The 26,230-nt window shown below is 61.7% G+C and carries 23 protein-coding genes; 7 read left to right on the top strand and 16 right to left on the bottom strand.

Annotation, left to right across the window (positions count from 1 at the left end; all coding sequences use genetic code 11):
- Window positions 1-122 precede the first annotated feature (122 nt).
- From ACQY7R_RS07180 to ACQY7R_RS07210, 7 genes are all read right to left on the bottom strand, one after another.
- Complete coding sequence (locus ACQY7R_RS07180) at window positions 123-722, bottom strand: DUF2513 domain-containing protein (RefSeq protein WP_428304910.1); 600 nt, start codon at window positions 720-722, stop codon at window positions 123-125.
- Window positions 723-879: 157 nt separating this feature from the next.
- A complete protein-coding gene (locus tag ACQY7R_RS07185; protein WP_428304911.1) occupies window positions 880-2,589 on the bottom strand; it encodes a glycosyl hydrolase in 1,710 nt (569 codons plus the stop codon).
- Between the two features lie 30 nt (window positions 2,590-2,619).
- Entirely contained in the window at window positions 2,620-3,048 is a 429-nt protein-coding gene (locus tag ACQY7R_RS07190; protein WP_428304912.1) for a hypothetical protein, read from the bottom strand.
- 4 nt (window positions 3,049-3,052) lie between these two features.
- On the bottom strand, window positions 3,053-4,153 hold the full coding sequence (locus ACQY7R_RS07195) for a DUF1559 domain-containing protein (RefSeq protein ID WP_428304913.1): 1,101 nt from the start codon (window positions 4,151-4,153) through the stop codon (window positions 3,053-3,055).
- Window positions 4,154-4,238: 85 nt separating this feature from the next.
- Complete coding sequence (locus tag ACQY7R_RS07200; RefSeq protein ID WP_428304914.1) at window positions 4,239-5,795, bottom strand: dockerin type I repeat-containing protein; 1,557 nt, start codon at window positions 5,793-5,795, stop codon at window positions 4,239-4,241.
- A 128-nt stretch (window positions 5,796-5,923) separates the two neighbouring features.
- A complete protein-coding gene (locus ACQY7R_RS07205; protein ID WP_428304915.1) occupies window positions 5,924-6,670 on the bottom strand; it encodes a PEP-CTERM sorting domain-containing protein in 747 nt (248 codons plus the stop codon).
- Between the two features lie 366 nt (window positions 6,671-7,036).
- Window positions 7,037-8,941: a cellulase family glycosylhydrolase gene (locus tag ACQY7R_RS07210; RefSeq protein WP_428304916.1), complete on the bottom strand. Its 1,905-nt coding sequence runs from the start codon at window positions 8,939-8,941 to the stop codon at window positions 7,037-7,039.
- Between the two features lie 761 nt (window positions 8,942-9,702).
- On the opposite strand from ACQY7R_RS07210, the gene ACQY7R_RS07215 reads away from it, so the two are divergent.
- From ACQY7R_RS07215 to ACQY7R_RS07225, 3 genes are all read left to right on the top strand, one after another.
- Window positions 9,703-10,197, top strand: coding sequence for a chemotaxis protein CheW (locus ACQY7R_RS07215; protein ID WP_428304917.1), 495 nt, complete (start codon window positions 9,703-9,705; stop codon window positions 10,195-10,197).
- An 84-nt stretch (window positions 10,198-10,281) separates the two neighbouring features.
- Window positions 10,282-11,868, top strand: a complete 1,587-nt coding sequence (locus ACQY7R_RS07220; protein WP_428304918.1) for a methyl-accepting chemotaxis protein — start codon at window positions 10,282-10,284, stop codon at window positions 11,866-11,868.
- Window positions 11,869-12,093: 225 nt separating this feature from the next.
- Window positions 12,094-12,315, top strand: coding sequence for a hypothetical protein (locus ACQY7R_RS07225; RefSeq protein WP_428304919.1), 222 nt, complete (start codon window positions 12,094-12,096; stop codon window positions 12,313-12,315).
- Window positions 12,316-12,338: 23 nt separating this feature from the next.
- On the opposite strand, the gene ACQY7R_RS07230 is transcribed toward ACQY7R_RS07225, so the two are convergent.
- Window positions 12,339-14,252 (bottom strand): sodium:solute symporter family protein, encoded by a 1,914-nt coding sequence (locus ACQY7R_RS07230; RefSeq protein ID WP_428304920.1) that lies wholly within the window; start codon window positions 14,250-14,252, stop codon window positions 12,339-12,341.
- A 133-nt stretch (window positions 14,253-14,385) separates the two neighbouring features.
- Window positions 14,386-15,453: a glycoside hydrolase family 130 protein gene (locus tag ACQY7R_RS07235; protein ID WP_428304921.1), complete on the bottom strand. Its 1,068-nt coding sequence runs from the start codon at window positions 15,451-15,453 to the stop codon at window positions 14,386-14,388.
- Window positions 15,454-15,871: 418 nt separating this feature from the next.
- Here ACQY7R_RS07235 and ACQY7R_RS07240 point away from each other — a divergent pair, with 418 nt between their 5' ends.
- On the top strand, window positions 15,872-16,933 hold the full coding sequence (locus ACQY7R_RS07240) for a LacI family DNA-binding transcriptional regulator (RefSeq protein ID WP_428304922.1): 1,062 nt from the start codon (window positions 15,872-15,874) through the stop codon (window positions 16,931-16,933).
- A 19-nt stretch (window positions 16,934-16,952) separates the two neighbouring features.
- Here the strand turns inward: ACQY7R_RS07240 and ACQY7R_RS07245 are convergent, their stop codons facing one another.
- From ACQY7R_RS07245 to ACQY7R_RS07270, 6 genes are all read right to left on the bottom strand, one after another.
- Window positions 16,953-17,264 (bottom strand): type II toxin-antitoxin system RelE/ParE family toxin, encoded by a 312-nt coding sequence (locus ACQY7R_RS07245; protein ID WP_428304923.1) that lies wholly within the window; start codon window positions 17,262-17,264, stop codon window positions 16,953-16,955.
- Window positions 17,257-17,508, bottom strand: a complete 252-nt coding sequence (locus ACQY7R_RS07250) for an addiction module protein (protein WP_428304924.1) — start codon at window positions 17,506-17,508, stop codon at window positions 17,257-17,259. The genes ACQY7R_RS07245 and ACQY7R_RS07250 overlap by 8 nt, the downstream gene beginning before the upstream one ends.
- A gap of 59 nt (window positions 17,509-17,567) precedes the next feature.
- Window positions 17,568-18,086, bottom strand: coding sequence for a YfiT family bacillithiol transferase (locus ACQY7R_RS07255; RefSeq protein WP_428304925.1), 519 nt, complete (start codon window positions 18,084-18,086; stop codon window positions 17,568-17,570).
- A gap of 158 nt (window positions 18,087-18,244) precedes the next feature.
- Entirely contained in the window at window positions 18,245-20,260 is a 2,016-nt protein-coding gene (ligA, locus tag ACQY7R_RS07260) for an NAD-dependent DNA ligase LigA (RefSeq protein ID WP_428304926.1), read from the bottom strand.
- A 60-nt stretch (window positions 20,261-20,320) separates the two neighbouring features.
- Window positions 20,321-20,707, bottom strand: a complete 387-nt coding sequence (locus tag ACQY7R_RS07265) for a cupin domain-containing protein (protein WP_428304927.1) — start codon at window positions 20,705-20,707, stop codon at window positions 20,321-20,323.
- A 7-nt stretch (window positions 20,708-20,714) separates the two neighbouring features.
- Window positions 20,715-21,011, bottom strand: a complete 297-nt coding sequence (locus ACQY7R_RS07270) for a hypothetical protein (RefSeq protein ID WP_428304928.1) — start codon at window positions 21,009-21,011, stop codon at window positions 20,715-20,717.
- A gap of 129 nt (window positions 21,012-21,140) precedes the next feature.
- Here ACQY7R_RS07270 and uvrA point away from each other — a divergent pair, with 129 nt between their 5' ends.
- Genes uvrA through ACQY7R_RS07285 form a run of 3 tightly spaced genes read left to right on the top strand, consistent with a single transcriptional unit; the run spans window position 21,141 to window position 25,285 of the window.
- The gene (gene uvrA, locus ACQY7R_RS07275) at window positions 21,141-24,050 is read left to right on the top strand and encodes an excinuclease ABC subunit UvrA (protein WP_428304929.1); all 2,910 of its coding nucleotides are present in this window, start codon (window positions 21,141-21,143) and stop codon (window positions 24,048-24,050) included.
- Between the two features lie 4 nt (window positions 24,051-24,054).
- Window positions 24,055-24,918 (top strand): hypothetical protein, encoded by an 864-nt coding sequence (locus ACQY7R_RS07280; RefSeq protein WP_428304930.1) that lies wholly within the window; start codon window positions 24,055-24,057, stop codon window positions 24,916-24,918.
- A 4-nt stretch (window positions 24,919-24,922) separates the two neighbouring features.
- A complete protein-coding gene (locus tag ACQY7R_RS07285; protein WP_428304931.1) occupies window positions 24,923-25,285 on the top strand; it encodes a DNA polymerase ligase N-terminal domain-containing protein in 363 nt (120 codons plus the stop codon).
- Here ACQY7R_RS07285 and ACQY7R_RS07290 read toward each other — a convergent pair.
- A complete protein-coding gene (locus tag ACQY7R_RS07290; RefSeq protein ID WP_428304932.1) occupies window positions 25,242-26,033 on the bottom strand; it encodes a hypothetical protein in 792 nt (263 codons plus the stop codon). The genes ACQY7R_RS07285 and ACQY7R_RS07290 overlap by 44 nt on opposite strands.
- Window positions 26,034-26,230 lie beyond the last annotated feature (197 nt).

Below are 26,230 nucleotides of genomic sequence, written 5' to 3' on the forward strand. Positions count from 1 at the left end.
CGCCCCGAGCGTTGAGAGCTCTTGCCAGCGGGCGAGCGCCGGAAAATGCGACAAGCCGCCGCCTCTCGCTGGGAGAGGCGACGGCTTGACGTTGTTCGAAAGGCTATTCGAGACGGCGAACGTTACAGCAGATAATCGGGCAGCGTCGCGTCTACGCCGAAGTCAGCGTTGCGGAGCGAATCGCTTTCCACCGCTTCGTAACGCCAGCCGTTCGCATGGCTCGGACGGACGCGGACATAGCGGACATCGTCGTCGAGGATGGCGTTTACTTCGTTCTCAACGAACGGTTCGAACCGGTACGGTGAACGGCGACCGCGGTAACGGCCTTCGACGAGCGCGGGCGACTCGACGGCGTATCGTCGACGAGTCCGATAGCGAGGCGCCTCGAGCGACCAGTGCGTGAGGATGTTGCGGACGACGCCCAGCGACAGGCCGCCGGTACGTTCTTGGCAGGCGAACTTCGCGTCGCGCCAACGCGACTCGCTACGAGTGAGTTCGATCGTTTCGTGGCCAGCGTCGGTCAGGCGGACGCACGGGACGCCGCCGGCGGTGCGGTCGACTTCTTTCAGCAGGCCGGCGTCGATCAACAGACGCAGGTGGTAGCGGATCCGTTCTTCCGCCTCGTGATTCGGGCCGCTGCGCAGGACGCTCACCGAGCAATCGGCGCCGCGGTTTTCAATTTCCAGCAAGAGTTGCCGGGCCAGGTCGAGGTCTCGCTTCATCACGTCACTCCATTGAGCTCAAAAGCAAGTATGCGGGGAAGCGCGGCACTCCGGCCAGCGCAAGATCGTGCGAATGTGGCCCAGTTCGGCAGATGGGTCAAGATCGACTTGGGGAGGGGACGCAAAGACACCGCAGTGCGGCTAACGCCGCCGCGTGCTAGCGTCTCGACCGTCGGCTGCAGAGAGCGATAATGCCGCCGAAAATGCCGGCCAAGAGGCCAGTGGCCGGCTCGAGGACAGTCGCTTGTCCCCCTGCCCCGCCGGCTAACTGACCGAATTGCTCCCGCCAAATCGCGAGATCGTCGGCGTCGACGACGCCATCTCCGTTGCCGTCGGCGGTTAGCGCGCCGCTCTGCCCTAGTTCTCGCTGCCAAAGGAGGAAATCGGCTCCGTCGACGATGCCGTCGTCATTGAAGTCGCCATTCCGCGGAGCGGCCAAATTCCAGGGCATCATCGGCAGTTCGTTGAGCGTGATGACGTCTTCGTGTCCGAGCGTCGCTTGAAGCTGCTGCGAAGTGAACGCGTTAACGAACGAACCGCTCCAGGGCGAGAAGTAACTCCAATCGATGCCCCACTGATCCATCACGTCGGGATTCGGCAGCGTGCCGGTCTCCGACAGGGCAATCATTTTCCGACCATCGTACTCCTCCACCATGTCGTACCACTGGCCGCTCATGCTCGCCGAGGGATCGGTGTAGATGTCGAGACCGATCATGTCGACGACGTTATCACCGGGATACCAGTCGCGGAAGTTTCCCTCCGCAGACGACGAAGTGAACTCCCAAATGAGGTTGTGGAGGCCGTGATACTCAGTGAGCCGATCGTAAGTGAGATTCCACAGTTGCTTGAAGGTGTCCGGCCCGTGGGCTCCCCACCAGAACCAGCCCCCTTGCGCTTCGTGGAGCGGACGCCAAACCACCGGGACGCCGGCGTCTTCGAACTTCTGCAATTCCACGGCGATGGCGTCGATGTCGCGGAGCAGAAGTTGGTAATCGTTCCCGGCGGGATTTGCCAGTGCACCAGGAAGATTGAACGTGGTGGCGTCGCTGTAGAACCCGCGCCACCATTCTTTGCCGCCCGATTGATTGATGAGGTTCGCAGGGGCGTTCCAGTGCCACATCATCGACACGACGCCGCCCGTTTGCTGAGCCCAAGCGATCGTCTGCTCGGTTTCGTTGCGAGGGTTCGAACCGAACTGCCGGCGTGACGGCGAGTATTCAATGAAGTCGGAACCTCGGATTGCCGGGACGAGGCCGACCGACTTGTTGAGATAGCTTTGTCCGGGAAACGACAGATTCTGGCTCACCTCGTGCTGTTGCCCGGAAAGCGTTTTCTCGCCGTAAATATCGGTGAGATAGTTCATCAAGAACTTAGTCCGCGCATTCGCCTGCTCGTCGACTAGCTGCGGCGAAACGGGCGCGAGCGTCGGCGGCGTGAACGGGCGGAACTCGACATAGTCGAGATCGTAGTAGCCCCAGCCGTACTCGATCGAAAACGTGTTCGTCGGATTCTGCAGGTTGAACAGGCCGGCGCGATCGGCCTTGAAGACGTTCGACTGATCGAACATGCCGCTGCCCGCTTCGCCGTCGACATGGAAGTCGTAGCCCTTCTGGCCATACTGCGAACGGTAGCCGACCCACATTTCGTAGAGGCCGTTCGGCACGTCGACCTGCCATGTCACCTTGTCAGACGTGTTGTCGAAGCCAGTGACGTAACCGGTTCCCGAATAGCCCGGAATGCTGCTGGCGATCTGCACGCCAGTGCGCTGCGACGCCTCGGCTTCATAGCGATAATTCTGAGCGTCGAGACGGACGGTGAGGCAGGTCGCTAACGCCAACGCTCCGGCAATGATGATCGCTGTTCGCACGTCGACGCTGCTCGATCTGAATGAGTAGATTTATTGCGGGCGCGGGACTTTGATCTCTAAGAAATTGGTGGCCGTGGAGTCGACCTCCAGTGGCGTCGTTTCGACGTCAGTGTACACGGCGGCGACGAGTGGCTTGGCGCCTTTGGCGGGTTTCAAGTCTAAGAAGACTTTATGCTTCGCCGGAATGAGGCCGTCGCCGAATTTGTGGCTGGTCGTCTCGGTAAAGTTGCCGCTGCCATCGACCATCGCCTTCGCCACGCGTGGGTGGGTCTCGGCGTTGATGGCCGCAACTTGCGGCGAAAAGTAGATAGTAAAGCCGCTTGGGGAAATCGGCGTGCCGTCGTCGTAGGTGACTTTTCCCGACACTTGCTGGTAGTCGAAGGGACTGGCTGCACCACATCCAACGACCAGAGCCAACGCGATCGCCCACCAAGCATCTCTGAGAATCAGCGGCATCATATCGTTACTGTACCGCTCCCACGACCATCCCGTCGCGTGAGACGTTCAGGCGTTGCCAGGCGACGAACTTGCTCTCGGAGGTCATGTTGTCCGTCGCATCGAATTTGCCTCCCAGGCTTACCTGAACGTACTCGATGAAGTCGCTGATGAAGCGGGCGCTGCCATCGGCCATCGCGACGTGAGCGCCACCGGGGTGGCGACTGCGGACGACCGATTGGCCGCTATCGGGCACACTAGCGTCAGGAAGCATGCACTCCTGCTTGAGCGTTCCCTCACCGACGTCTTTGATAATATCGGCAACGCCCTGCGTATCATCCTCGGCGCCGCCGCAGGCGTTCGGCGGGAAGCCGGCGTGCCGACAATGGTAGTTTGAGCCGCATAACCCCATCGCCCACGTGCCGCGGCGATCGCTGCCGCTCAGGCCGACGCGCATCTCGGCAAGCATGATCGTGTTGCTCGTGCCGTCGGTGATTTGTGCAAGCTTCTGGCCTTGATTGACGATCCCGTTGCTAAATCCGGCCATGCCGATGTTGAAGTCGAAGAAGGGATCTGTCTGCATCGTGGGCCACATGAACGCGTTCGGGTACCACTGCATCGCATTGAGACCGTAGTTGCCGCGAGCCCAATTCCCGCCGGATCCCTGGAACAGCTGCCCCTGCCCGCCGTCGCTCGGACAAAGCATGATGGGAATCTCGGTGCCGCGGGCAATCTTGTTCTCGTCGCTGAACAGCTTGATGTCGTTCGCCGGATCGATGATGAACGACTTGCGTAGCCCCTGCTGTTCCATGTACGGCAGGACGTCGATCGCCCAGTTGAGCATCAAACCATTGTCGCGGGCGGGATTGGCGCTGAGCTCCCCCTTCGGGAGGAAGGTCGCCGCCGCCGGCAATCGGCCGCGGGCATCGGCGTAATTGAGCACGGCTAACCCCACGTTACGGAGGTTGTTCGTGCACTGGCTGCGCCGAGCCGCTTCCCGCGCCGCCTGCACCGCCGGCAGCAGAAGCGCGACGAGCACGCCGATGATTGCGATGACCACCAACAGTTCGACAAGCGTGAATCCGCGGCGATTCGTCGAGCGGTGCTCCAATTGAATGCTTAACGCCACATGGCCTCCTCGTCTCTCACGTTCCTGCTGAGATTATCCAGACGAGCGTTGCGGGGCGCATTCGCCGCCTCGCAACGCTACTCCGTTACGAACGCCGAGTCTTGCCCCGCAACGCTACGCCGCCGAGCAGCGCGACGGCTCCGAGCAGTCCCGCAGCTGGTTCCGGTATGGCGGCGGTCGTTACTGAAGAACCGGGCGTGCCGTACTGGGCCTTCCAAATCGCCAGATCGAGATTGTTGACGGCGCCGTCGCCGTTGCCGTCGCCTTGTCCAAGCGACGCCCCGCTGCCGGCGCCGAAACCACGCTGCCAGATCAGGAAGTCGGCGCCGTTGACGATGCCGTCGTCATTGAAGTCGCCCGTCTCGACGGCTACCGCCTGCTCGCTAATGACACGAAGCTTGTCGACCGAAATGTTCACGTTGTTGAGGGCGCCTTCGTTCGTGCCGATGCCAATCGCCAGCGAGGTGGCTCCATCGAGCCCAACTTGCCGCAGCGTTCCGTTCGCGTCGCGAAAATCGTCCATGCTGAATTGAATCGTGATCGTCTTCGACTCGCCGACGCCCAGGTTCTGGATGTCGTTGAACTGCGAGGCGGGCGACTGATAGAAGTGCCCGGCGCCGGAGATGTGCATGAAGAAGCTGAAATAGGTCGTCGAGGCGCCGCCGCCGGTGAAGGTAACGTCGGCCTCGACGCGGATCGCCTTCTTAAACGAATCGGCGAGTTGCGTTACCTGCGTCTGATTGCCGAAGGTGACTTGGCTCCCCCAAGTAAAACCGTTGAGGCCGGTGCCGATGCGCATTGCCGAGGCGCCGTCGGTGACGCCGACGGTGGTAATCGAGCGGTTGTGCCCCGGCGCGCCGCTTGCCCCCAGGCCCCAGCCCTCAAGTTGCTCGTTCTCGGGCGTTCCCGGGTTGTCGGGCGTTTCCCACGAAAACAGGACGTTGGTTTGCGGCGTGTTGTACTCGAGGATACGGAAGTTGTCGTAGTAGACTTTCGCCGAGCTGCCGAGACCGACCGGACCGTACTTATGCCCCAGCTGAAGCTGATAAAAGCTATTGCTGGGACTCGGATTCACGAAGAAGCTGCGGGGATTATCGGCTTTGTCGAACGGAATCACAATCGGCATCAACCGATCGGAGGTCGGAAATCCGCTGCTGTAGCGAGTCGGCAGACCATACTCGCCCCCGGTATCTTGAAAGCCGGGAATGGGGACGGCCGCGACTGGATCGGGGTCTTGGTTGTAGCGCAGGTCTGAGGCAAAGAGGTCGGCGCCGGCGGGGATCGAACCGCCGTCGAAATCGAGGTACATGTCGTACGCCAGCGCGAACTGACGGTTGGTCGTCGCCTGCAACGTCGCCGCTTCCTGCCACTTAGCGAAATTGTTGTTCGTCGCGTCGATCGCCATGTAAATATGCTGGTCCGGCCCCGTATCGGTCGCACGAGTGTCCGTGAATTGAACGCTTAGGCTCGAAGTACCGTGCGTCGCGCCGATCGTCGACTGCGTGAGAATCGCGCCATTCTGCGGAGCGAAGAAGGCGGGGACGCCGCTTTCGAAGTCCGCCAGTTGATGGAACACCGTCGCTCCGTGCGTCGCGGCAGGAAGGAGGCAGGGAGTCGCAGCTGCCAGAAACAGGGTTCGCATTTTCTTCATGGTGAACGTTCCTCACTTCGTGGCGTTAGTTTCGAGCAACCTGCGTTCGAGAAAAGCTTCGTACTCGTCGGCTGGCTCGCTGCGGCGAGCCAGCCGACGCGTTATCGTGCCAACCTGCGCTAGATAGCGCTGCGACGACGGCGCACCGCCGCGACCAAGCCGGTCGCTGCGATTCCCGCGATCATCACCGAGCTCGGCTCAGGAACTCCGATCGCGGCGCTCGTCACCTTCATGTTGTCGATCGCCCAGTCGGTCGTGCCGCCCCAACCGCCGTTCGACTTAAAACCAATCTGGAAGAACGAACCTGGCCCGACGCCCACCGAAACGAACGGCACAGCCACGTGGACACGATTTTGGCCAATCGAGGTGAGCGTGACGCCATCGGTGGTCGCCTGCGCGCCGAGAATCGGAAACGTGCTCAGCAAATTGCCTTGAATAAACGCGCCGGTGCCGTACTGCGTGTAGCCGCCGGTGGTGCTGTTGAGGAACATGCCGAGTTGAGCGAAGCCGTCTGTCGTGGCGTTTGTGTTGTCCCAGCTGAAATCAAATTCGAGCTTCACATCGGTCGCGCCGCCGGCGAAGGCCGTGGCGGCTTGCGACCAGCCCGCAAACGCTGTCCCGGAACCGACCGTCGCCACGCCGGCGTCGTTCTTGAAACCGGAAGTGAGATTGTCGATTAGCAGCGACTGGGCGCCGTCGGTCACGCCGAGCGTCGGCGAATTGGCCAGCGTCACGTTCGCGGCAGTCCAGCCTTCGAGGCCGGCTTCCCAAGAGTAGAGCTGCGCACTGCCCGCCAGCGATGTTCCGGCCGGCAACAACGCGACCGCCAGTGCGGCGATCGAGGTCCAACGAGGAATCAATTGCATTAGACTTCTCCCCTAAATTGAAAAGAGCTCACAAGAAGTGGGATCACGATGAGCGACGGCGCGCAAGAACGACGCTTGCAGCGCTGATCGTCGGGAACGCCATCAACGGACGGAGACGCGATATAAATCGAAAAGGGACTTCGAACTCGCGGGAAGCTGCGAGCTTCGCTGACCGCTACCGGCAAATCTGCCAGCAGCTACCGACCACGACTCAAAGGGATCGAGCGAATGGGCCGCCTGCCGTTACGTTCGAATAGTGAAGAGATGCCTGGGTAGTTCAAATACTTGAGCAGCTCGCGAGGAAATTAGCTCAAATAGTTGAACGCCGGCATATTACCGCCTTCGCCGCGGCGTGTCTACCAGATTTTACCGACTGTCGTGTTTTTTTACCGCGGGCGTTTGGGCAGGCCCGATTGCTGACTCTGCACGCGTCCCGTAACGGATTTCTAGCCAAGCTAGCTCCACCTCAGTCTCGGCGGCCAAGCGGAGGAATCGCGCTCCGGCCGGAAGCTGCGCCGCGCTGAGTTCGAGCCGCGGTAGGTAGCCGTAGTCGGCGTCGGTCGGCCCTGCCCCGCGAAGTTCGGCCGCGGCCTCAAGCGGCTTGAAGTCCACGCCATCGACAGACCATTCTGCCGCTACCTGAGTTGCGGTCGCGTCGGCGCCCAACAAGAAGAACTCCGCCTGCCAGGAATTGATCGGCGCATCGACTCGGTATGTCACGCGACTGCCGGGCGCGAGCTTTAGCCGCGAGCAGTCTTCACGACGCCGACGCGCTTCGGCGCTCACCGGAACGACCTCGCCGTCGACCTCTGCGATGAGCGCGAGGTCGCGTGCTTCATCGACAAGCGTGTACTGCTTGACGGCCACGGGCCCGACAACGTTCGACGGCTGCGATTCGCCGCCGCTCCCTTTGGCGATCACGCGGTAAAAGTAGCTCTGGCCAGGCAAAGCCGAAGCGTCGCTAAACAGCGGCCGGTACTGCACGGCGGCGTCATCGACTCCAGCGCTGATGCGAGTCCAGGGACCTGCCGCATTGGTCGCACGCTCGACGGCGTAAGTCGCAGCGCCGGCGCCGCCGCGCCATGAAATTGCCGCGACGTCGACGATGGGCAACAGCACCGGCGCCTCCGGCGCTTCGAGCGGCGGGATTTGGTCGCCGCGAATCTCAAACGCTTTGGTCCGCGTCAGCCGCAACACTTCCCGCTCGTTGTAGGCGTCGCCGGTCGACGAACCGGGCCAGTGGTAAGCCTTATACAATCCCTCTCCGCACGGTTCAGAATGCCAGTAGTAACCGCCGTCACGGTTATGGAACCGTAAACTCCAGAGAAGAGCGCCGCTAGTGCCGTTGGCGATGACTTCGTCATAAACGGCCGCGATTTGATCGGTTGGAATGAAACCGAACTCGCCGACGAAGTACGGCTTACGGCCCCGCGCCTTCGCCCGGGCTGCGCGAATCGGCGGGATGTAGTCGCCGTTGCCGACGTTGGGATAGTGGTGCGTCGTGACAACGTCGATGTTGGGATCGGCGAGCGATTCTTCGCGCACGCCATGTAGCGCGTAGCCGTCGATCACGAGGTGATGGCGATCGAGCGACTTGATAAACTTTGCAATCCGCGCGGTCCACTCGGGCGGGGCGTCGAGCTCATTGCCGGTTTCCCAACCGAGTATCGCCGGATCGTCGCGATACGCGACGCCGGTGCGGGAATTGACGCGGGTAAGAACGTGGCGGATCGTCGCTTCGAAATCGGCGATCAACTGCTCGTTGGTCCAAAACGCCTCGGGTGGCAACCCGCGGAAGGCCGCGTACTCGGCGATGCCTCCCTGCCACTTCCAGTTATCAACGAGCGGAATGATCAGCCGCACGCCCTGGCGATTCGCCGCTTCAAGCGCGCGGTCGAGCGACTGGAACGCTTCCTCATTGAATTTGCCGGGTCCGCGGACGTAGACGTGATCGCCCATGTCGGAACCTTCGCGGCGCGCGCTCAGGACGTAGGTTCGCACAACGGTTCCGCCAAGTTGTCGCACCGACGCGAGAGCATCGTTCAATTCAAACTCGTTCGGCCACCGCCAAGCCGTTTCGGCGTCGGGCGCGAAATTATCCTCGATCAGCTGCAAATTAGGTATATTGAACGAGATGAATTGGAACGGCTTGTCGCCGTCGAAGAGTTGGTCGCCGCGAGCTTTGATAAAACCGCTCAGCTCTGCGCATGCGGCACCCGCCAACAAGGAGATCCCCAGAAAGGTCGCGCTCGCGACGAATGCAAATCGCATGGTGTTGAATGCCGCTTGAGTGGTCGCTTGGCTAGTCGACGACGCTGAACGCTGCGATCGCTGATGAGTTCTGTAGCCGTCAGGAAATTTGCGTCGAATTCGCTGACGTGCAGCAGATTGCAATCGTACCGAAGCAGACGGCCCTTTTCAGCAACAAAACTGGGAAGAAACGACGGAGTCGGAGCCCAAAAGTTATGATTTTCGCCCCGGTGTTCGTCTCGGTCGCCAACAACTTGTCGATTTTCGTGAGAGCGCCGCCGGCGAAATCGATCAGCTACTCCAGCCGCTGTCGGAAGTCGTGCCGGCCGATTGGCAGCTCCTAGGCGAGCGCGATGTTCCGTGCACAGCCAATGTAGCTGGTGTGGGGCGTATCATCAGGGCTCTACTGAATCGCCGCCAATTAATCCCAAAGCGTCCGCTACGCCCCTTGGAGTTCTCTTAGCACGCGGCATTGGCCATCCAATCGCGATGCACAAAACCGCTTTTCGGGCAGCGGCGCCTCCTCGCTCCACGGTTTTTGCGAGTTCTGCACGTGGCCTTCCGCCAGCCGCTGGGGGCAATGTCCCGCAGCTAAAGCGAGAGTTCTAAAGACGCACATCTCCGCATGGTGGATTTGACCGGCTTCATGCAGACGCAACCTAGTCTTTGCGGACTGCCGTAGAGTCGAACGGGTAGTCCGCAGCAAGGCGAATTCGGTTTCGCCAGTTGTGCGGACGTCGAACGCGACAACGTCGACTCCGGTCAACCAGGGGAATGGTGATATGCGACAAGAACTAGACAGTGGGGGAGGAGACAAGACGTCGGAGAACGGCCAGTTCCTGACGTTCACCCTGCAGAACGAAGAATACGGAATCGAGATTCTTCGCGTGCAGGAGATCAAAGGGTTTTCGAAGATCACGCCAATTCCGAACGCACCGTCGTTCGTGCGCGGGGTGATGAATTTGCGCGGCACGGTGGTGCCGATCATCGATCTTCGCGCTCGCTTCGCGATGACCGAGAAGGAATACGATCAGTTCACCTGCATCATCGTGGTGAACGTCGGCAATCGGGTGGTGGGCCTCGTCGTCGACACCGTGTCGGACGTGCTCAACATTCCGACCGACTCGATCGCCGAGCCGCCGGAATTGGCGACCTCGGGCGACACCTCCTGCATCACCGGCATGGGGAAGCTGGGCGAGCGGATCGTCATGCTGCTCGATACCGGGCGGTTGGTTGGCGTCGAAGCGCTGATCGAAGCTGAAGCAACGGCGGCCTAGTCGTCCTGCTGTCGAAATCTTTCAAGGAACTGTTCCTATCTATTTTCAAGACGCCGGCAGCGGCGTCGTGGGGGAGAATTTACTATGGCTTGGTTTACTCGTTTGAGCGTTGGAGCGAAGTTGTTCGCTGCGTTCATGTCTCTGCTGTTGTTGATGGGCATTATGGGAACGATCGCCATCCTGAAGATGGCCTCGCTGAACTCCAGCGTCGTCGAACTGAACGACAACTGGATTCCCGCCCGCGCTGAAACGAACGTCATGAATACGAACGCCTCGGATCACCGCGTGCAGACCTACAAGCTGTACACGGTCACCACTCCGGAAGATCGTGCCGCGTGCAAGAAGTCGCTTGCTGATTTCACGACGAAGATTCAAGCCAACTACGATGCGTTGGTGAAGCTTTGCGCGTCTCCCGAAGAAAAGCAGGTGCTCGACGAACTTAAGGGCAAGATGAACACCTACTTCGCCCAAACTGACTCGCTGATCAAGCTGGTCGACGAAGACAATCGCGACGAAGCGAACAAAATCTTGCTGGGCCCGCTCTTTGAATCGCGCGAAGCGTTGAGCGCGTCGATCGCCAAAGAGCTCGAAATCAACCGGACCGGCTGCAACAATGAAGCCGCGACGGCGCTGGTCGCCTACTCGACCGGCCGCATGGTCACGCTGTCGGTGCTTGGCATCAACGTCCTGCTCGGCCTCGGCATGGCTGCATGGATCTCGCGTTGGTTCACCCGTGCGATCGTCGAAGTCGACGACATCTCGAACAGCGTCGCTTCGGCTTCACAGCAACTCGCCGCGGCGAGCGAACAGCTGAGCTCGGGCGCCCAGCAATCGGCTTCGAGCCTCGAAGAAACGGCTTCGTCGCTGGAAGAGATCACGGCGACGGTTCGCCAAAACGCCGACAACGCCGACCAGGCCAACCAACTCGCGAACAGCTCGCGGGAAACGGCCGAAAAGGGTGGCGCCGTGGTGGCTCAAGCGGTCGACGCGATGGGCGAGATCAACCGCTCGTCGCGGAAGATTGCCGACATCATCACGACGATCGACGAGATCGCGTTCCAAACGAACCTGCTTGCCCTCAACGCCGCGGTCGAAGCCGCTCGTGCCGGCGAACAAGGTCGTGGCTTCGCGGTCGTCGCCGGCGAAGTTCGCAACTTGGCTCAGCGTTCGGCCACCGCCGCTCGCGAGATCAAAGGCTTGATCGAAGACTCGGTGCAGAAGGTCGAGACCGGTTCGGAGCTGGTGAACAAGTCGGGCGAAACCTTGGGCATGATCGTCACCAGCGTGAAGCGGGTGACCGACATCGTCGCGGAGATTGCCGCTGCCAGCCGTGAGCAAACGGTCGGCATCGAGCAGATCAACAAGGCGGTCGCTCAGATGGATCAGGTAACTCAGAGTAATGCTTCGCAAACCGAAGAGATGAGCGGCACCGCCGTGGCCCTTTCGGGTCAAGCCGAGCAGCTGCAGTCGGTCGTGGCTCAGTTCAACCTGAACCGCGATGTGAAGCAGGCTCCGAAGAAGACGAGCTATGCCCCGCAGGCAACGGCTCAGGCCTACTCGACGCCGAGCAAGCCGGCCAAGCGGACCGCCGCGAAGCCTGCGAGCCGTCGCGTCGAAGAGCTCGAACTGGTCGGCGCCGGCGCCGGTCACGACGGGTTCGAGGAATTCTGAGCTTAACGGCTTAGAAACTCACTGTTGAAGTAAACGGCCCTCGGGGCGACTGCGGTCGCTCCGAGGGTTTTCGCGTTAACCCGCAGCCAGGTCTTTCCAGTTTGTAATATCCAAGAGGATGATTGACTCGTAAATGCTAATGGGAGACGAAGTGACCAGCGAAGGGGTCACGGGAAACAGCTCCCCGACGAGAGTCGAATAAGTAGTGCCCGAGGAACCCGCGTCATGCCCCAGCCTCTTGCTCCTGAAGTCGCTGCAGCCGTGGCGCGGGCTGTACAAGATCTCCGATTCCTGGCCCGTACGCTGGCGGCTGCGGGGCAGCATGCCGCAGCGCTACGGTTGCTGGGAATGGAGGCGTCGGTGAGAGCCGACGTGCTAGAGAAGCTGGAAGCAGCGCCGACGATAGCGATGCGCGTCGAACGGATTCAGCATCGCCAAGCGTGTTAGGCCATCTCCGAGCGGCCTGCACGCTAGGCGGTGCGAACCGCCGGCGGATCGTGTTCCAAACGATCGAACCAGGTAAACTTGAGCGTCAAACTCGTCACTGCGAGCATCGTAGCGACAGGAATCGCCCAATTCCATTGCTGCAGCACGACATAGATCGGCAGCGCCGTCAGGCAGAGTTGCCAGACGATGCCGATCGCGACGTTGAACATATTGATGCGGAAGTCGTGGTTCGGCTCGAAGCCAGGAATCGTCGCGATCGCCCGCTCTCGAATTGGTCCCCAGGCCCCCCAAGGCCGCGTCTTCACGTAGAAGTTCAGCAACGTCTCTTCGTCTTCCGGCGGTGTGAGCAGCGTTCCTGCTAGGCAACCAATCGCCGACGCTAACAAAATCGGCGGAATGAGGTAGAGGGCGTTCATGTTGCCGACATGCTCGACGAACCACGCCTTCACGCTCGCTTGCCCAGCGATTTCCGATGCGATCATCGCGGCGCCGATGCCGCTGACCATCCCCCAGAAGTAGCCGTAGCCGTTGAACCGCCACCAATACCACTTCAGGACGTTGGCCATCACGTAGCCCGTGTAGAGGGCGCCGACGATCCACATCATCACGTCGGTAATGCGCGTCGTGAACAGTCCGAATGCAATGCCGATCGCCAACACAGCCATCGAGGCGACGCGGCTGAGCGACACGGCCCTCCGCGGCGTGCAGTCGGGGTTGATGAAGCGTTTGTAAACGTCGTTCACGATATACGCCGGCGCGGCGTTGAGCGTGCCGGCGAAGTTCGACATGAACGCCGCCATCAGTCCCGCGAGCAGCAGGCCGACGACGCCAACCGGAATGTGCCGCGTCAGCACAATTGGCAGCAACTCTTCAAACTGGTCCGCCTTCAACGACCGCATTTCTTCCATCGAGAAGGCGACCGCCAGCACCGTGATGCCGGTGATCATCATGTACCGCGGAAAGTAGAGCACGAGGTTGACCATGCCGTTCATCAGGCATGCCTCGCGCGGCGTTCGCGTGGCGAGAATCCGCTGCATGTCGTAGTTAGGCGCCGGCCCCGCGAGGCTGGCAAGCACGCCTTTAAAAAACATCAGGCCGAACGCGATGGCGAACAGTTCGTTGCCATCCTGCTCAATGACCTCGTTCGCCTGCTGCAGTAGGTTGCTCCAATCGAGGCCGAGTTCCCAGCCGAAGAATGGGCTCAACCAGCCCTCGGGCACAGCCTTTTGAATCATCTCCGGCGAAACTTTATAGATCGCCGTGACGCCGATGATCACCGAGGTGATCGTCAGCACAAAGAACTGCATCACCTCGGTGATGACTACGCTGACCATGCCGCCCTTGATGGCGTAGAGCGACGTCAGCAGCAGGATGACGAGAGCGTAGAGATTTTCGTTACTGAGCAGTGCCGCGGGGTCGGTCGAGAAGAGCGAGGGCGCCCACCCGGCCAGCGTCGACTGCAGATCCCACGGCAGCATCCGCTCGGCGAACTTGCCGATGCCTTTGAACGCGTAGGCGAGCATGCCGATGACGTTCAGCACCGCGAACAGCACGACGCTCAGGTGAGCCAAGTTCGCCCCCAAGCCGCGACCGAACCGAAACTCGATCCACTCGGCGCCAGTCAGGACGTTCGAGCGTCTGAGCCAAGCGCTGAGGAACATCATCAGGAAGACTTGATTGAACACCGGCCACACGAACGGCAGCCAGATGCTCTTCAGTCCGTAGACGAACAGCCAGAAGACCATCACCATCGTGCCGCTGATGTCGAACATCCCCGAGGCGTCCGACACGCCGAGCACGTACCAAGGCAGCGATTTGCCGCCCAGAAAGTACGAATCGAGATCCTTGCTCCCGCGCCGCGAAACCCACAGCCCGATCAGAATCGTGGCGACAAAGTAGCTGAGGAGGATGGAGATATCGAGCAGATGCAGGCGCACAGTCTCGGCCCCGCTGATGAGATCGAACGAAGAGAAATTCCACTAGCCCCGGGCTCCGCCCGGGGGTCGCGTCGCCCCTACACAACGTGCAGCGTACTTCAAACCTACCCCCGGGCAGAGCCCGAGGCTGCCATTAGAAAACTAGCGAGTTTTCCTTAATATAGCTGATCAACTCGCTCAACCGCGAGTAGCAGAGGCAAGTCACCGTATCAGCGGCGCCGTAGTAAACCGCCAGCCGATCTTGCTCCTGATCGCAGAGCGCTGCTACCGGGAACACGACGTTCGGCACATGACCGAAAACTTCGTAATCAGCCTCCGGCGCCAGCAGGATCTTGCTACAGCGGTAAGCAACCTTCCACGGCTCGTCGCGATCGAGAATCGCAGCGCCCATGTGGTAAACGAAGCCGTTGCAAGTATCCATCACGCCGTGATAGATCATCAACCAGCCTTCTTCGATCTCGATCGGAACGGGACCGGCGCCGATCTTCGTCCGCTCCCACCAGAGACCGTGCTCGTCGCCGCCGCGGCCCATCACCTTGCGGTGCTTGCCCCAGTGGATCATATCCGGGCTTTGGCTAATGTAGATGTCGCCGAACGGCGTATGACCGTTGTCGCTGGGGCGGCTCAGCATGAAATACTTGCCGTCGATCCGCCGCGGGAACAACACGCCGTTACGGTTGTGCGGCAGGAAGGCGTTGTCGAGCCGCGTGAATTCTTGGAAGTCGGTCGTCGTGGCGACGCTGATCGTCGGGCCGTTCGTGCCGCCGCACCACGTGATGTAGTACTTGTCTTCGATCTTCACGACGCGCGGGTCGTAGGCGTAGTCGGAAACCTCATCACCGTCGCCGGGGCGATTCTTGAAGGCAATCGGCGTCGGCTCGATGTGCCACTGCAGGCCGTCATCGCTCCAGCCCATGTGCAGCCGCGGAAAACGAGTGCGGTCTTCCAGACGGAACACCGCGGCGAAGCCGTCGCCGAACGGAATGACCGCGCTGTTATAGATTCCGAGAACATCGGGCAACGGCCGGCGGCCGATCACAGGATTCGCGGAATGCCGCCAGACGACGTCTTTCGATCCGGCCGGCCGCTCTTGCCAAGGCATGGCGGGTGCGGCCGCCAGCTTACCGCGATTGGTTGCCTGCCCCTTGTGAGCAGCCAAGGCGGTTCCGCCAGCGTTGACGGGAGAGAATTGGTCGGCCATCCGAGGAAAGTCCTGTGGAAGATGAGGAGTCCGGTGGCGTGCCCCAGTCCTCGGCAACTGCGTCGGAATCCGTGGAGGAGCCCCGTTCGCGATGCCCCACTTGCCGGGCGGGAGGCGCGCAGCGGCTTCGTCGCCGCCAATTCAAAGTTTAGCTACGGGGTCAGAATCGTTCAACTAGTTTAACAGCGGAAAATTCGGAAGCAGCGAAAACGGACGATTGCTGCTAGCGCCTGCGGTCGAGATAGTAGAGGCTTGAAGCGGCGATTTGGCGGCGGAAAATGCAAGTAGTTGTGCGGCGGCAGTTCACCGGAGCGTTGCGGTCGCGTCCGGAGACAACCGCCGGTTCAGATCGCGCGAGTCGAGAGTCGGGTCGGGAATCCTTCCCCTGGCCCCTCCCTGCGAGGGAGGGGAATGAGATATGGCTAGTTCGCAAGTTCCGCGTTTGAAAGATGTAGCGGCGAAGGCCAACGTCTCGCTGAGCGCCGCGTCGCGCATTCTCCGCGGCGAGCGGCAACGCTTCGGCGAAGAGACTTGCGATCGCGTGCTCGAAGCAGCGCGAGAGCTTGGCTGGCGGCGCAACCTACTTGTTAGCGGCATGCAAACCGGCCGCACCCGCACCATCGGCGTGATGATTCCGCCGTTCGACTCGTTCTGGGTCGACGTGCTGGCGGGCATTCACTTGGTGCTCGCTCAGGCGGACTACTTGCCGATCACGGTCTGGGTCGGCGATTGCCAGGAGATGCCCCACTTCGAGAAAGACGAAGACGAAGGTTTTAAGCAAATCAGCCGATTGCTTGATCGCCGCGTCGACGGGCTGATTCTGTGGCCATCGTTTGCGGTCGCCTACTACGATCACTTCCGCGAACTGCTAGAGCGGAAAGTTCCCGTGGCGGTGATCGATCACGAATACTCAGAAGATCAAATCGCTGACTCGATCGAGACCGATGAAGCAGCGAGCGCGCGTGCGGTGGCCGAGCACCTAATTAGCTTGGGGCACAAACGGATCGCCTGCCTATCATCGCGCGAAGCGGCCTGGCAAGCATGGGCCGTGCGGCGCCGTGAATGTTTTGAGCAAGCCGTCGAGGAGTTGTGCGGCGTCGAAGTGACGAGCCGCCGGCTCAACCCCTGGGGCACCGACGGCCTGGAAGTGGCTCGCGAGATCCTGTCGCAGACGCCGCGGCCAACGGCCGTCTTTGCAGTCACCGATCACGAGGCCCTCTACCTGTACGAGGCGGCTGCGGAACTGGGCCTAGAGATTCCGCGCGACTTATCGATTATCGGCTTCGCTGATCTCGACTTTGCCGCCACGCTGCGGCCCGCTCTGACGACGATGCGGCAACGGCCGCGAGAGATCGGCCGGCGGGCGGCTCAGTTGATTCTTGACCGTCTCGACGGCGAGATGTTCGATAGCCCGCCGACGACGATCCGCGTCGGGGCGGATCTCATTGTGCGCAAGTCGACGGGGCGCTTGGCGGAATAGTACTTGCGTGACGCGGGTTCTACTCGTCGCTTGCAGGAGTCCGCCAACCAACCGGATCGCTGGCCGCATGCCACATCGCTTCGATAACGATGGCGGCTCCATCGATTCGATACAGCACGATGCACGGAAAGCTCGGCACTTGCCAGGCTCGCAGTTCGAGATCTGCGAACAGCAGGGCCATCGCGTGCGGCGAAGCAGCGATGAGCTCAAACGTCTCTTCAAGCGCCTCTTTGAAACGCTCGCCGATTGGCTCCGACAATGGCGCGTACCAGGCGCCTGCCTGACGAATATCGTCGGGAACGCGGCGGTTGAATCGCAGCGTGTTAGCCACGCGTCTCGTCGACGCGACGCCACATTTCTTCGAGAGTCAGCAATTCTTCCGGGTGGGCTTCCGCCTCCGCGACTCGCCGCTCCAGTTCCATGCGATCCCAAGCTTCGATAGGGAATGGCTCGTTGGAAGCGGCGATGTCGTTCCAGATTTCTCTCGCTAGCCGAAGCTTGGCTGCGATGGAAAGTTGATCGTAATTGGGGAATCGGCGAGCATGGAACGCTCCAAACCGGAAACCAAGCGACATACTGGCTATTCTACCGGCCGAAACGCCGAGAAGCGAACAATTCACGGATCCTGCGATTATCAGCCATGCTGCTCGCGCAGCCATGCGATTTGCGCCGTGTGATGCCGGCCGTGCCAGGCGTAGTAACTGAGCGCGTCGTTGAGAACTACCGCGTTGCCGGTCTCGGGGTGGTTGAAGCTGCGAGCGAAATCGGCGGGCGTCATCATGCGTAGTAGCTGCACCCAACACTGGTGGACGCCGGCGAGCATCGCCAGCGGCGCAGCGACATCGCCGTTGCGGGCGTCTGGAAGCGCCGACCATAGGTTCTCGTCATACGCTTTGATGAGCGGCTGCTCCTCGGTGAGCGTCCACTTGCAGCGGATATAGCTGTGAGCGTGGCTGTCGGCAATGTGCTGGACGATCTGGCGGATCGACCAGTTGCGGTACTTTGCGTTGAGTTGTTCGTCGCTGAGCCCCGCGACCGCCTGACTCAATCGCTGCGGCGCTTGCTCGACAATCGCGATCAGTTCCGCGCGACGGGCGTCGGTGAGTTGGGGTTCAGCGACGTATTCGCCGGCGGGGTTGGCGGGGGGCGTCATGGCGTTGATTGGGCGTGATGAAGATGCGAGGAAGGGGTCGGGGGCCTTTTGCCACAGGCGATCGTCCATTCAGTGGTGGGACCGTCGTGGCAAAAGGCCCCCGACCTCGTTGGCGCAACAAGCGGCCCCTGGTTTGAAGAACCGGGGGCTAAAAAGCGCTACGCGGGTGGTTCGCCGGCGATGAGTTGCTCGAACGCTTCTTCAGTGATGACCGGCACGCCGAGCGACTCGGCCTTCGCGAGTTTGCTGCCCGCTTCGGCGCCGGCGACCAGATACGCCGTCTTTTTGCTGATGCTCTTTCCCGCTTTGCCGCCGTGGGCTTCGATGAGTTCTTCGATCTGTTCGCGGGTATATTTTTCCAGCGTGCCCGTGACGACAACCGTTTTGCCGGTCAACGGGCCCTCGGGGGCACGCTCCTTCTTTGGCGCCGTCATGCCAACGCCAGCCGCACGCAGCTGGTCAATCGCGCGCATGCCGGCCTCGTTGTGCAGGAAGTCGTGAATGCTGGCGGCGATGATCGGGCCAATGTCTTCGACGGCGGCCAATTCTTCCACCGTCGCCGCGAGCATGTCGTCGATGTTGCCGAAATAGCCCGCCAGCGTGGCTGCGCTGCGGACGCCAATATGGCGAATCGAGAGAGCATTCAGCACTCGCGCGAGCCCACGGGACTTGCTGGCGGCGATGTTGTCGACCAGATTCTGCGCCGATTTCGTTCCCATCCGTTCGAGTTGCGTAAGTCGCTCGACCGTAAGGGCATACAGGTCCGCCAAATCGTCGACGTATTTTTCAGCGATGAGTTGCTCGGCCAGCTTCTCGCCGAGCCCCTCGATATCCATCGCTGAACGGCTGGCGAAGTAAAGGAGCCGCTGCCCTAGCTGCGCGGGACAAGCAGGATTGAGGCAGCGAATAAAGACGCCCCCTTCATCCTTCTCCAACTCGCTGCCGCACTCTGGGCAATGCGTTGGGTAGACGAAAGGCATGGCATCGTCTGGCCGAAGATGCTTTTCGACGCGGACGATATGCGGAATAATCTTCCCCGCCTTCTCGACGATGACAGTATCGCCGACGCGAACGTCCTTGCGCGCGATCTCTTCGATGTTATGCAGGCCAGCACGGCTCACCGTCGTGCCGGCAATTTGCACTGGTTCGAGGTCGGCCGTCGGCGTTAGCGCACCGCTCTTCCCGACGGTGATGAAGATGTTGTTGACCTTCGTCGTCGCTTCGTACTTTTCGAACTTGTAAGCGACCAGCCACCGCGGAGCCTTGCTCGTTGTGCCAAGCTGAGCCCGTTGGTCAAAACGGTCGACCTTCATCACCAAGCCGTCGACTTCGAAATCAAACTCATGCAGCCGCGCGATCATCGAATCGCAGTGCGCCGCTGCAGCGGCGAAGTTATCAAACCGCTCCACCAGCGGCGTCACGGGGATTCCCCACTGTCGGGCGAGTTTGAGAAACTCCGAGTGCGATTCCGCCGTAAGCCCTTCGCTGTAGCCGACGCCGTGACAGAAGAAGCGCAACCTCAACTGCGCCGCTAGCCGCGGATCGAGCAGCCGCACCGCGCCGGCCGCCGTATTGCGAGTGTTGGCGTAAAGCTTCTGCCCCGCTTCCTGCCGTTTAGCATTGATGTCAGCCAAATCGGTGTTGGTCATGTAAACCTCGCCGCGAATCTCGACGAGTGGCGGAATCTCGTCGCCCGCGAGCCGCAACGGGATGTCGGCAATCGTGCGAATGTTGTGGGTGACGTCGTCGCCGGTCTGGCCATCGCCGCGCGTCGCCGCTTGGACGAGCAAGCCGTTTTCGTAAACGATCGAGATCGCCACGCCGTCGATCTTTAGCTCGACGTCCCAGCCGACCTCCTCGCCGGGAAGCAGCTTCGCGATCCGTTCGCCGTATTGCTGCAGCTCTTCGAGGCTGTAGGTGTTGTCCATCGACATCATCGGGATGCGATGGACGACCGAATTCAGTTCCGGAATCGGCGCGTCCCCGACGCGCTGCGTCGGGCTATCGGGCGTCACGAGTTCCGGATGATCCGCTTCAAGTTGCTTCAATCGGTTGAGCAGCCGATCGTACTGGAGATCAGTAATCGTCGGCGTCGCGTCGACGTAGTACTCGCGATCGTGCGCCCGGATTTCACTTCGAAGAGCGTCGAGTTGCTGTTGGATGTCGTCGGGCATGCCGCGAATTTTAGCCTGGGCGGAGCGGGATTTAAGAGCAGACGATTCAACCTCGCGCCGTTAGCGCTCGATGCCGCACTCCGGTACCACGGTCACTTTCTTATCCACCGCCGAATTCGGAATCAGGCACAGCATCTTAAACGGCGTGCTGCCGACGTTGCGGAACTGGTGGACGTCGTCCGGCGATACGAGCACGACGTCGCCGGGGCGTAACGGCTGTTCCTGCTGGCCGTCGAAGATGGCCCCTTCCCCTTCCAACACAAAGATCTCGTGCTCGTACGGATGGAAGTGCCGCGGCGTGTGGCCGCCCGGTTCGAGTTCGAACTGCCGCATGGCAAAATTCGGCGCCGAGTCGGCCTCGCCGACGAGCCAGCGGACTTTGCATCCGGCGGCGCCTTCCATGGTGACGTCGTTGAGCGGGACTTCCGTGTTGCGTTTGATGCGCATGATCGGCTCACGTGGCAGGAGGTTTTGGTTCCGTTTTCTCGACGGGATCCCAGTAGCGGTCGGTCGCAAGGGCGGCGATCGTCAGCACGGCCAAAATCGCCAGTTGGATCAGCATCGCCTCGTCGCCGTGCGCCCGCAGCCACCGATTCAGCGGATGCCCCGCATGAACGGCCGCCTGCGCGCGGACTGCGTTCACTGCTTGGAACGCCATATACCCGTACGCGAACGCCGTCACCGCGAAGACGAATCCCGCGGGAACGAGCAGGACGTAGAACGGATTAACTCGTTTGCGTTTGGCGGGCATCGAATGGCCTGACTGGAGGTGCCGGCGAATTATAGCAATCTCGCCCCCGGTGGCGTCTCCCCCAACCGGCGCGGTACACTGAGCGGTTTGCCCAGAGCTTGCCGACGACCACAGGGAAGGACCGACCGCATGGATGCCAATGGTTCGCCGCCGATGATACGACTGCGCGGGGTGGCGGTCCACAATCTCAAGAACGTCGATCTCGACCTCCCCCACCGGCGACTGATCGCCTTTTGCGGGGTAAGCGGCAGCGGCAAGACGAGCCTAGCGCTCGACACGCTCTACACTGAAGGGCAGCGGCGGTACGTCGAAAGCTTTTCGACGTACACGCGACAATTTCTCGAACAGCTCGACAAACCGGCCGCAGAAAGCATCGAGGGGATTCCACCGTCGGTCGCCGTCACGCGGAAGCATGTAAGCCGCTCAAGCCGCGCGACCGTCGGCAGCGCGACGCAAGTGAACGAGCATTTGCAGTTGCTGTTCGCGCGGCTGGGGGAAGTCATTTGCTACGACTGCGGCGAGCGGGTGGAGCGCGACTCGGCCGAATCGGCGGCGAACGAGCTACTCGGCATGCCGCCAGGGACGCGGCTGATGCTCGGCTTCAAATCGCTCCGCGGCAAGGAGCGCAACGCCGAGGAATGGCTGGCCGATTTGGCAGCGCTCGGCTACCGACGCTGTGTTCTGGACGGGAAGACTGACGAGATCGTTCCAGAACTGGCCGCACGGCTGGGCGAGTTGAAGGAACTCGAAGTCGTCATCGACCGCCTTAACGTGCAGGCGGGAGATGGAACCCGGCTGCGCGACTCGCTGGAAAATGCGCTGGAAGCAGGCCGCGGCGCGGCGGTGGCGTGGATTGAGGAGGGCAACGGGGAAGGGGTCGGAACTCTAGCGCGACCCGATGACTCTGCGATTCAAGTGACTTGCCAGTCGCAAAACAATCCCGACCCCGTGCAACTCGATGGTCGCACCTGGACCAAGCGCCGCTACAGCAACGTCCTTCGCTGCGAACGCTGCAACATCCAATACCCGGACGTCGAACCGCAACTGCTGAACTACAACAACCCGCTCGGCGCCTGCAAAGCGTGCGAAGGGTTCGGCAACATTATCGACGTCGACATGCAGCGCGTCGTTCCCGACGCCGAGAAATCGCTGCGGGACGGGGCGATCGCCCCGTGGAATACGCCCGCCTACTCGCATGAACTCGACGAGCTGCTCGCTCTCGCCTCGAAGTACGGCATCCCGGTCGACGTGCCGTTCCGCGAGTTGAATGACGAGCAGCTGCGGCTGATTCGGGAAGGCGTGCCGGAGAAGAAGTTCGGCGGGCTGAACGGCTTTTTCAGCTGGCTGGAGCGGCGAAAGTACAAGATGCACATCCGCGTTTTCCTCAGTCGCTGGCGTAGCTACTACCCCTGCCCTACCTGCGGCGGCGCTCGGCTGAAACCCGAAGCCCTTGCCGTGCGGATCAGCGGTTGGAACATCGCCGAAGCGATGGCGATGCGGGTGAGCGAAGCGCTCGCGTGGCTGCGAGGGTTGATGCTCACCGATTGGCAACGCCAAGTGGGGCAGTTGCTCGTCGATCAGGTGACTGCGCGGCTTGGATATTTGGAACGCGTCGGCGTCGGGCATCTCGCGATTGATCGTTCCCTTCGCACCCTCAGCGGCGGCGAAGCGCAACGGGTCTCGCTCACGGCGGCGCTCGGTTCAAATCTCACGGGCATGCTTTACGTCCTCGACGAACCATCGGCCGGCCTTCACCCCGCCGACCTACCGCGCCTGGTGGAAGCGGTGCGCAGCCTGCGGGAGCGCGGCAACACCGTGGCGCTCGTCGAGCACGAACCGTCGCTTATCCAAGCAGCCGAGCACGTGGTGGAGATGGGCCCCGGCGCCGGCGAATTCGGCGGCAAAGTCATTTTTCAGGGCTCGCCGGTCGCGATGCTCGATGATCCCGAGAGCCGTACGGGCGAGTGGATCGCCGGCCGGCGTATCGGCGCCGACAAAGGATCTCGCCGCCCGACCACGCATGGCTGGCTGAAGCTCGTTGGAGCCCGCGGCAACAACCTGCAAAACGTCACCGCCGAGTTTCCGCTCGGGCTGCTCTGCGTCGTGACCGGCGTTAGCGGCGCAGGGAAGAGCACGCTCGTCCAGCAGACGCTCTTCCCCGCCGTCGCCCAAAAAATGCGGATGGAAAGCGATCGCCCGGCCGAATTCGACGACCTCATCGGCGCCGGCCAGGTCGAAGACGCCCTCCGCGTCGACCAGAGCCCCATCGGCCGCACCCCGCGATCAAACCCCGTCACGTACGTCAAAGCGTTCGATCCGATTCGCACGCTCTTCGCCGAGACGACCGAGGCGAAGGCCCGCTCGTTCAAGGCGGGCCACTTTAGCTTCAACGCTGAGGAGGGCCGCTGTGAGGCGTGCCAAGGCGACGGCTACAAGATGATCGACATGCGGTTCATGGCCGATGTCTACATCAAGTGCCCCGAGTGCCACGGCGCCCGCTATCGCCGCGAAGTCCTCGAAGTGAAATACCGCGGCCTGAGCATCGCCGACGTGCTGAACCTCTCGGTCCGCGAGGCCTTTAATTTTTTCCGCGGTCACAAGAAGGTGCTGGCCCGGCTGAAGTGTCTTATCGACGTTGGCCTCGACTACCTGCGGCTCGGTCAGCCGGCGAACACGCTCAGCGGCGGCGAGTCGCAACGGTTAAAGCTCGCCAATTATGTGTCTGCCGCGCGGAAGGGCCGGACGCTGTTCGTGCTCGACGAGCCGACGACGGGGCTTCACTTTTCCGACGTGATGCAGCTAATCGAGTGCTTCGAGTCGCTCGTCGCGATGGGGCACTCGCTGATCGTCGTCGAGCACAATCTTCAGATGATGCGGGCGGCGGACTACATCATCGACCTCGGCCCCGGCCCCGCGGAAATGGGTGGCCAAATCGTCGCCGTCGGGACGCCGGAGGAAGTCGCCCGCAACCCAGCCTCGGTGACTGGCCAATACCTTGCCGAGGAGCTGGCGCGCGTCGCGACGGACAGCGATGATTGAGGGCGTGACTGTCCAACTCGCTGCTGCCACCGAGTCGAGCGTGCGACTGTCGCTCGTCGGCGACGGCGTCGTCGACCTTTGCGGCGAGTGGGAACTCTACGGCCCTCGCTGCGAGTATGGTCGCACGCTGGCGTCGACGTTTCGCGGCAAATCTGTGGGCGAGCAGCGGGTCGAGTTTCTCGTCACCGAGCCTTGCTACTGGTCGGCGGCGATGCCGTTTTTGTACGAGTTGCGTCGCGTTGATGCCGGCGTCACGAACGATGGCGTCGTGCATATGCTGGGCTTGCAGCGGCTATCGGCCCATGGCGTGAATCTCCGTCTCGGCGGCGAACGCGTCGTCCTGCGTGGCGCCGTTGCGACAAGCCTAAACGAAGCGGCAGCCCGCGAGGCGCACGAAACTGAGTCGGCAATCATCGCTGTCGCTGCTAAAGAGATTCCCGACCTGTCGGCCGCGTCGCGATGGGGCGCGACCGTGCTGGTTGACGCGTCGACTTTTGCTGGCGACGTTCGACAACTGCGGCAACGGCTTTCGTGGGAGCCAGCGGTGGCGGCGCTGCTCCACCTTGCGGGCGTTCACGACCGAACGAACGAAAACGTATTCTTGACCGGGGTCGTTCTCTCGTCGCAACAGTGGCACGACGCCGCAAATTCGGCAGGTGCTCAACTGATCGTAGCCGATCTCGCCGCCGGCGAACGCCCGCCCGCTTCGCTTGTCGCATTAGGAAAACCGGTGCTCGCGCTGCGCCGATCGCCTGAATTCGCAAGCTTTGCAGAGTCCCGAGCGGCGTGCGATCGGCTACAGGCGGAACTCGCGCCCGAATTCAACCTCGCCGGTTACTTCGCCGGCCGCGTGGGAGCGAGCGAGTAGCCCCATGCCCCGCTTCGTCCTGCTTCACCACGAATGCCCCCCGTCGCTCGGCAAGCCGAGCCACTGGGATCTCATGCTCGAACGCGACAGCGTGCTGCTCACCTGGAACTTACTGCAGCTGCCGATCGCCTGGGGAGGCGACGCCGAAGCCATCGAAGCAACGCGCATCGCCGATCACCGCATCGCCTATCTTGACTACGAAGGCCCCGTCAGCGGGAATCGCGGAATAGTGACCCGCGTCGATCGCGGCGAGTATGAAGTGCTGAGCGAGGCAGACGATGCGATCGACGTTCGCCTGCGAGGCGAGCAAAGCCAGATCACTATCACTGCACGGCTGCCGCTGCAGCAGCAGATGCCGCCGCGTTAACCGCCGCTCGCGCGCGGTCGCCGATGCTGCTCGACTTCGCCGGCGCCAAGGTCGGTCGCGGTTCGATCGAACCCGCCAGCACCAGCTGCCCGTCGCGGAGGTCAATCGCCTCCAACCGCCGAACTTCTTCGTCGGTCGAGAGGGCGTTGGTGACGCCCACGAGCATCACGGGGTCGCCCTCTTGCTCTACCCACTTCACGGGAATTTCGAGTTGCTTAGCGCCATCGTTGATGTAGTCGACTACTTTCGACAGCGGCAATGGCAGGAAGCCGAGGCGTGCTTTGCGGAGCCGCAGACCGGCGACGTCGTCGCTCGCCATGAACGCTTCGCCTTCGATGGTGACCATCGCCCGCACCTTGTCGCCTTGGTAGCGGTAGCCGAGCAGGCACTTCCCGTTCACGAACGAAACGCGCGGGTCGACCACCTCGGGCGGCAGCAGCGTCGGGTATTTTTCACGGAGCACGGTCGCCAGCCAACCGTTGACCTCCTCGTCACTGAAAATGGATTCCCAACGGCCGGTCGTCTCGGCTTGGTCGGTAAGATCGGCGACGCGATTCTCGAGTTGCTCGCCCGCTTCTTTCAGTTCGGCCGGCTTTGCTTGGGTCGCCGCCGCGTAAAACGGGTCGACCGCTTGGGCCGCCCAGTACAGGGCTCCGGCCACGACGAGCAAGACTGCTAGCACGCCGCCGATAATCGACAGTGCGAGCGACGGGCGGCGGGATGTTTGGGGGGGCGTGTCAGCAGTCATAGCGGCAGCGTCTCCGACGCCTCCCGGTGATTCGGGGGCCTGAAATCCTAGGTCGTGGGAGGGGTTAGGTCAATTTGGAAGTTGCGGTTATGCGGGCTGCAAGCGGGCTGGCGCCACGCTGCTAAACGGGCGCCGCGGGACGGAATGGTGGTAGCGGGGTGAACCGGGGAAAGGCGAGTGGCGTTGACCCCTTGCCT

It is taken from the genome of Lacipirellula sp. (assembly GCF_965279485.1).
Taxonomy (GTDB): domain Bacteria; phylum Planctomycetota; class Planctomycetia; order Pirellulales; family Lacipirellulaceae; genus Lacipirellula.

Bases quoted from the DNA above. Each gene is read 5' to 3' on its own strand.
- ACQY7R_RS07180 (WP_428304910.1), bottom strand. From the start codon at position 722: ATGAAGCGAGACCTCGACCTGGCCCGGCAACTCTTGCTGGAAATTGAA.
- ACQY7R_RS07190 (WP_428304912.1), bottom strand. From the start codon at position 3,048: ATGATGCCGCTGATTCTCAGAGATGCTTGGTGGGCGATCGCGTTGGCT.
- ACQY7R_RS07200 (WP_428304914.1), bottom strand. From the start codon at position 5,795: ATGCGAACCCTGTTTCTGGCAGCTGCGACTCCCTGCCTCCTTCCTGCC.
- ACQY7R_RS07205 (WP_428304915.1), bottom strand. From the start codon at position 6,670: ATGCAATTGATTCCTCGTTGGACCTCGATCGCCGCACTGGCGGTCGCG.
- ACQY7R_RS07210 (WP_428304916.1), bottom strand. From the start codon at position 8,941: ATGCGATTTGCATTCGTCGCGAGCGCGACCTTTCTGGGGATCTCCTTG.
- ACQY7R_RS07215 (WP_428304917.1), top strand. From the start codon at position 9,703: ATGCGACAAGAACTAGACAGTGGGGGAGGAGACAAGACGTCGGAGAAC.
- ACQY7R_RS07220 (WP_428304918.1), top strand. From the start codon at position 10,282: ATGGCTTGGTTTACTCGTTTGAGCGTTGGAGCGAAGTTGTTCGCTGCG.
- ACQY7R_RS07225 (WP_428304919.1), top strand. From the start codon at position 12,094: ATGCCCCAGCCTCTTGCTCCTGAAGTCGCTGCAGCCGTGGCGCGGGCT.
- ACQY7R_RS07235 (WP_428304921.1), bottom strand. From the start codon at position 15,453: ATGGCCGACCAATTCTCTCCCGTCAACGCTGGCGGAACCGCCTTGGCT.
- ACQY7R_RS07240 (WP_428304922.1), top strand. From the start codon at position 15,872: ATGGCTAGTTCGCAAGTTCCGCGTTTGAAAGATGTAGCGGCGAAGGCC.
- ACQY7R_RS07250 (WP_428304924.1), bottom strand. From the start codon at position 17,508: ATGTCGCTTGGTTTCCGGTTTGGAGCGTTCCATGCTCGCCGATTCCCC.
- ACQY7R_RS07255 (WP_428304925.1), bottom strand. From the start codon at position 18,086: ATGACGCCCCCCGCCAACCCCGCCGGCGAATACGTCGCTGAACCCCAA.
- ligA (WP_428304926.1), bottom strand. From the start codon at position 20,260: ATGCCCGACGACATCCAACAGCAACTCGACGCTCTTCGAAGTGAAATC.
- ACQY7R_RS07265 (WP_428304927.1), bottom strand. From the start codon at position 20,707: ATGCGCATCAAACGCAACACGGAAGTCCCGCTCAACGACGTCACCATG.
- ACQY7R_RS07270 (WP_428304928.1), bottom strand. From the start codon at position 21,011: ATGCCCGCCAAACGCAAACGAGTTAATCCGTTCTACGTCCTGCTCGTT.
- uvrA (WP_428304929.1), top strand. From the start codon at position 21,141: ATGGATGCCAATGGTTCGCCGCCGATGATACGACTGCGCGGGGTGGCG.
- ACQY7R_RS07285 (WP_428304931.1), top strand. From the start codon at position 24,923: ATGCCCCGCTTCGTCCTGCTTCACCACGAATGCCCCCCGTCGCTCGGC.
- ACQY7R_RS07290 (WP_428304932.1), bottom strand. From the start codon at position 26,033: ATGACTGCTGACACGCCCCCCCAAACATCCCGCCGCCCGTCGCTCGCA.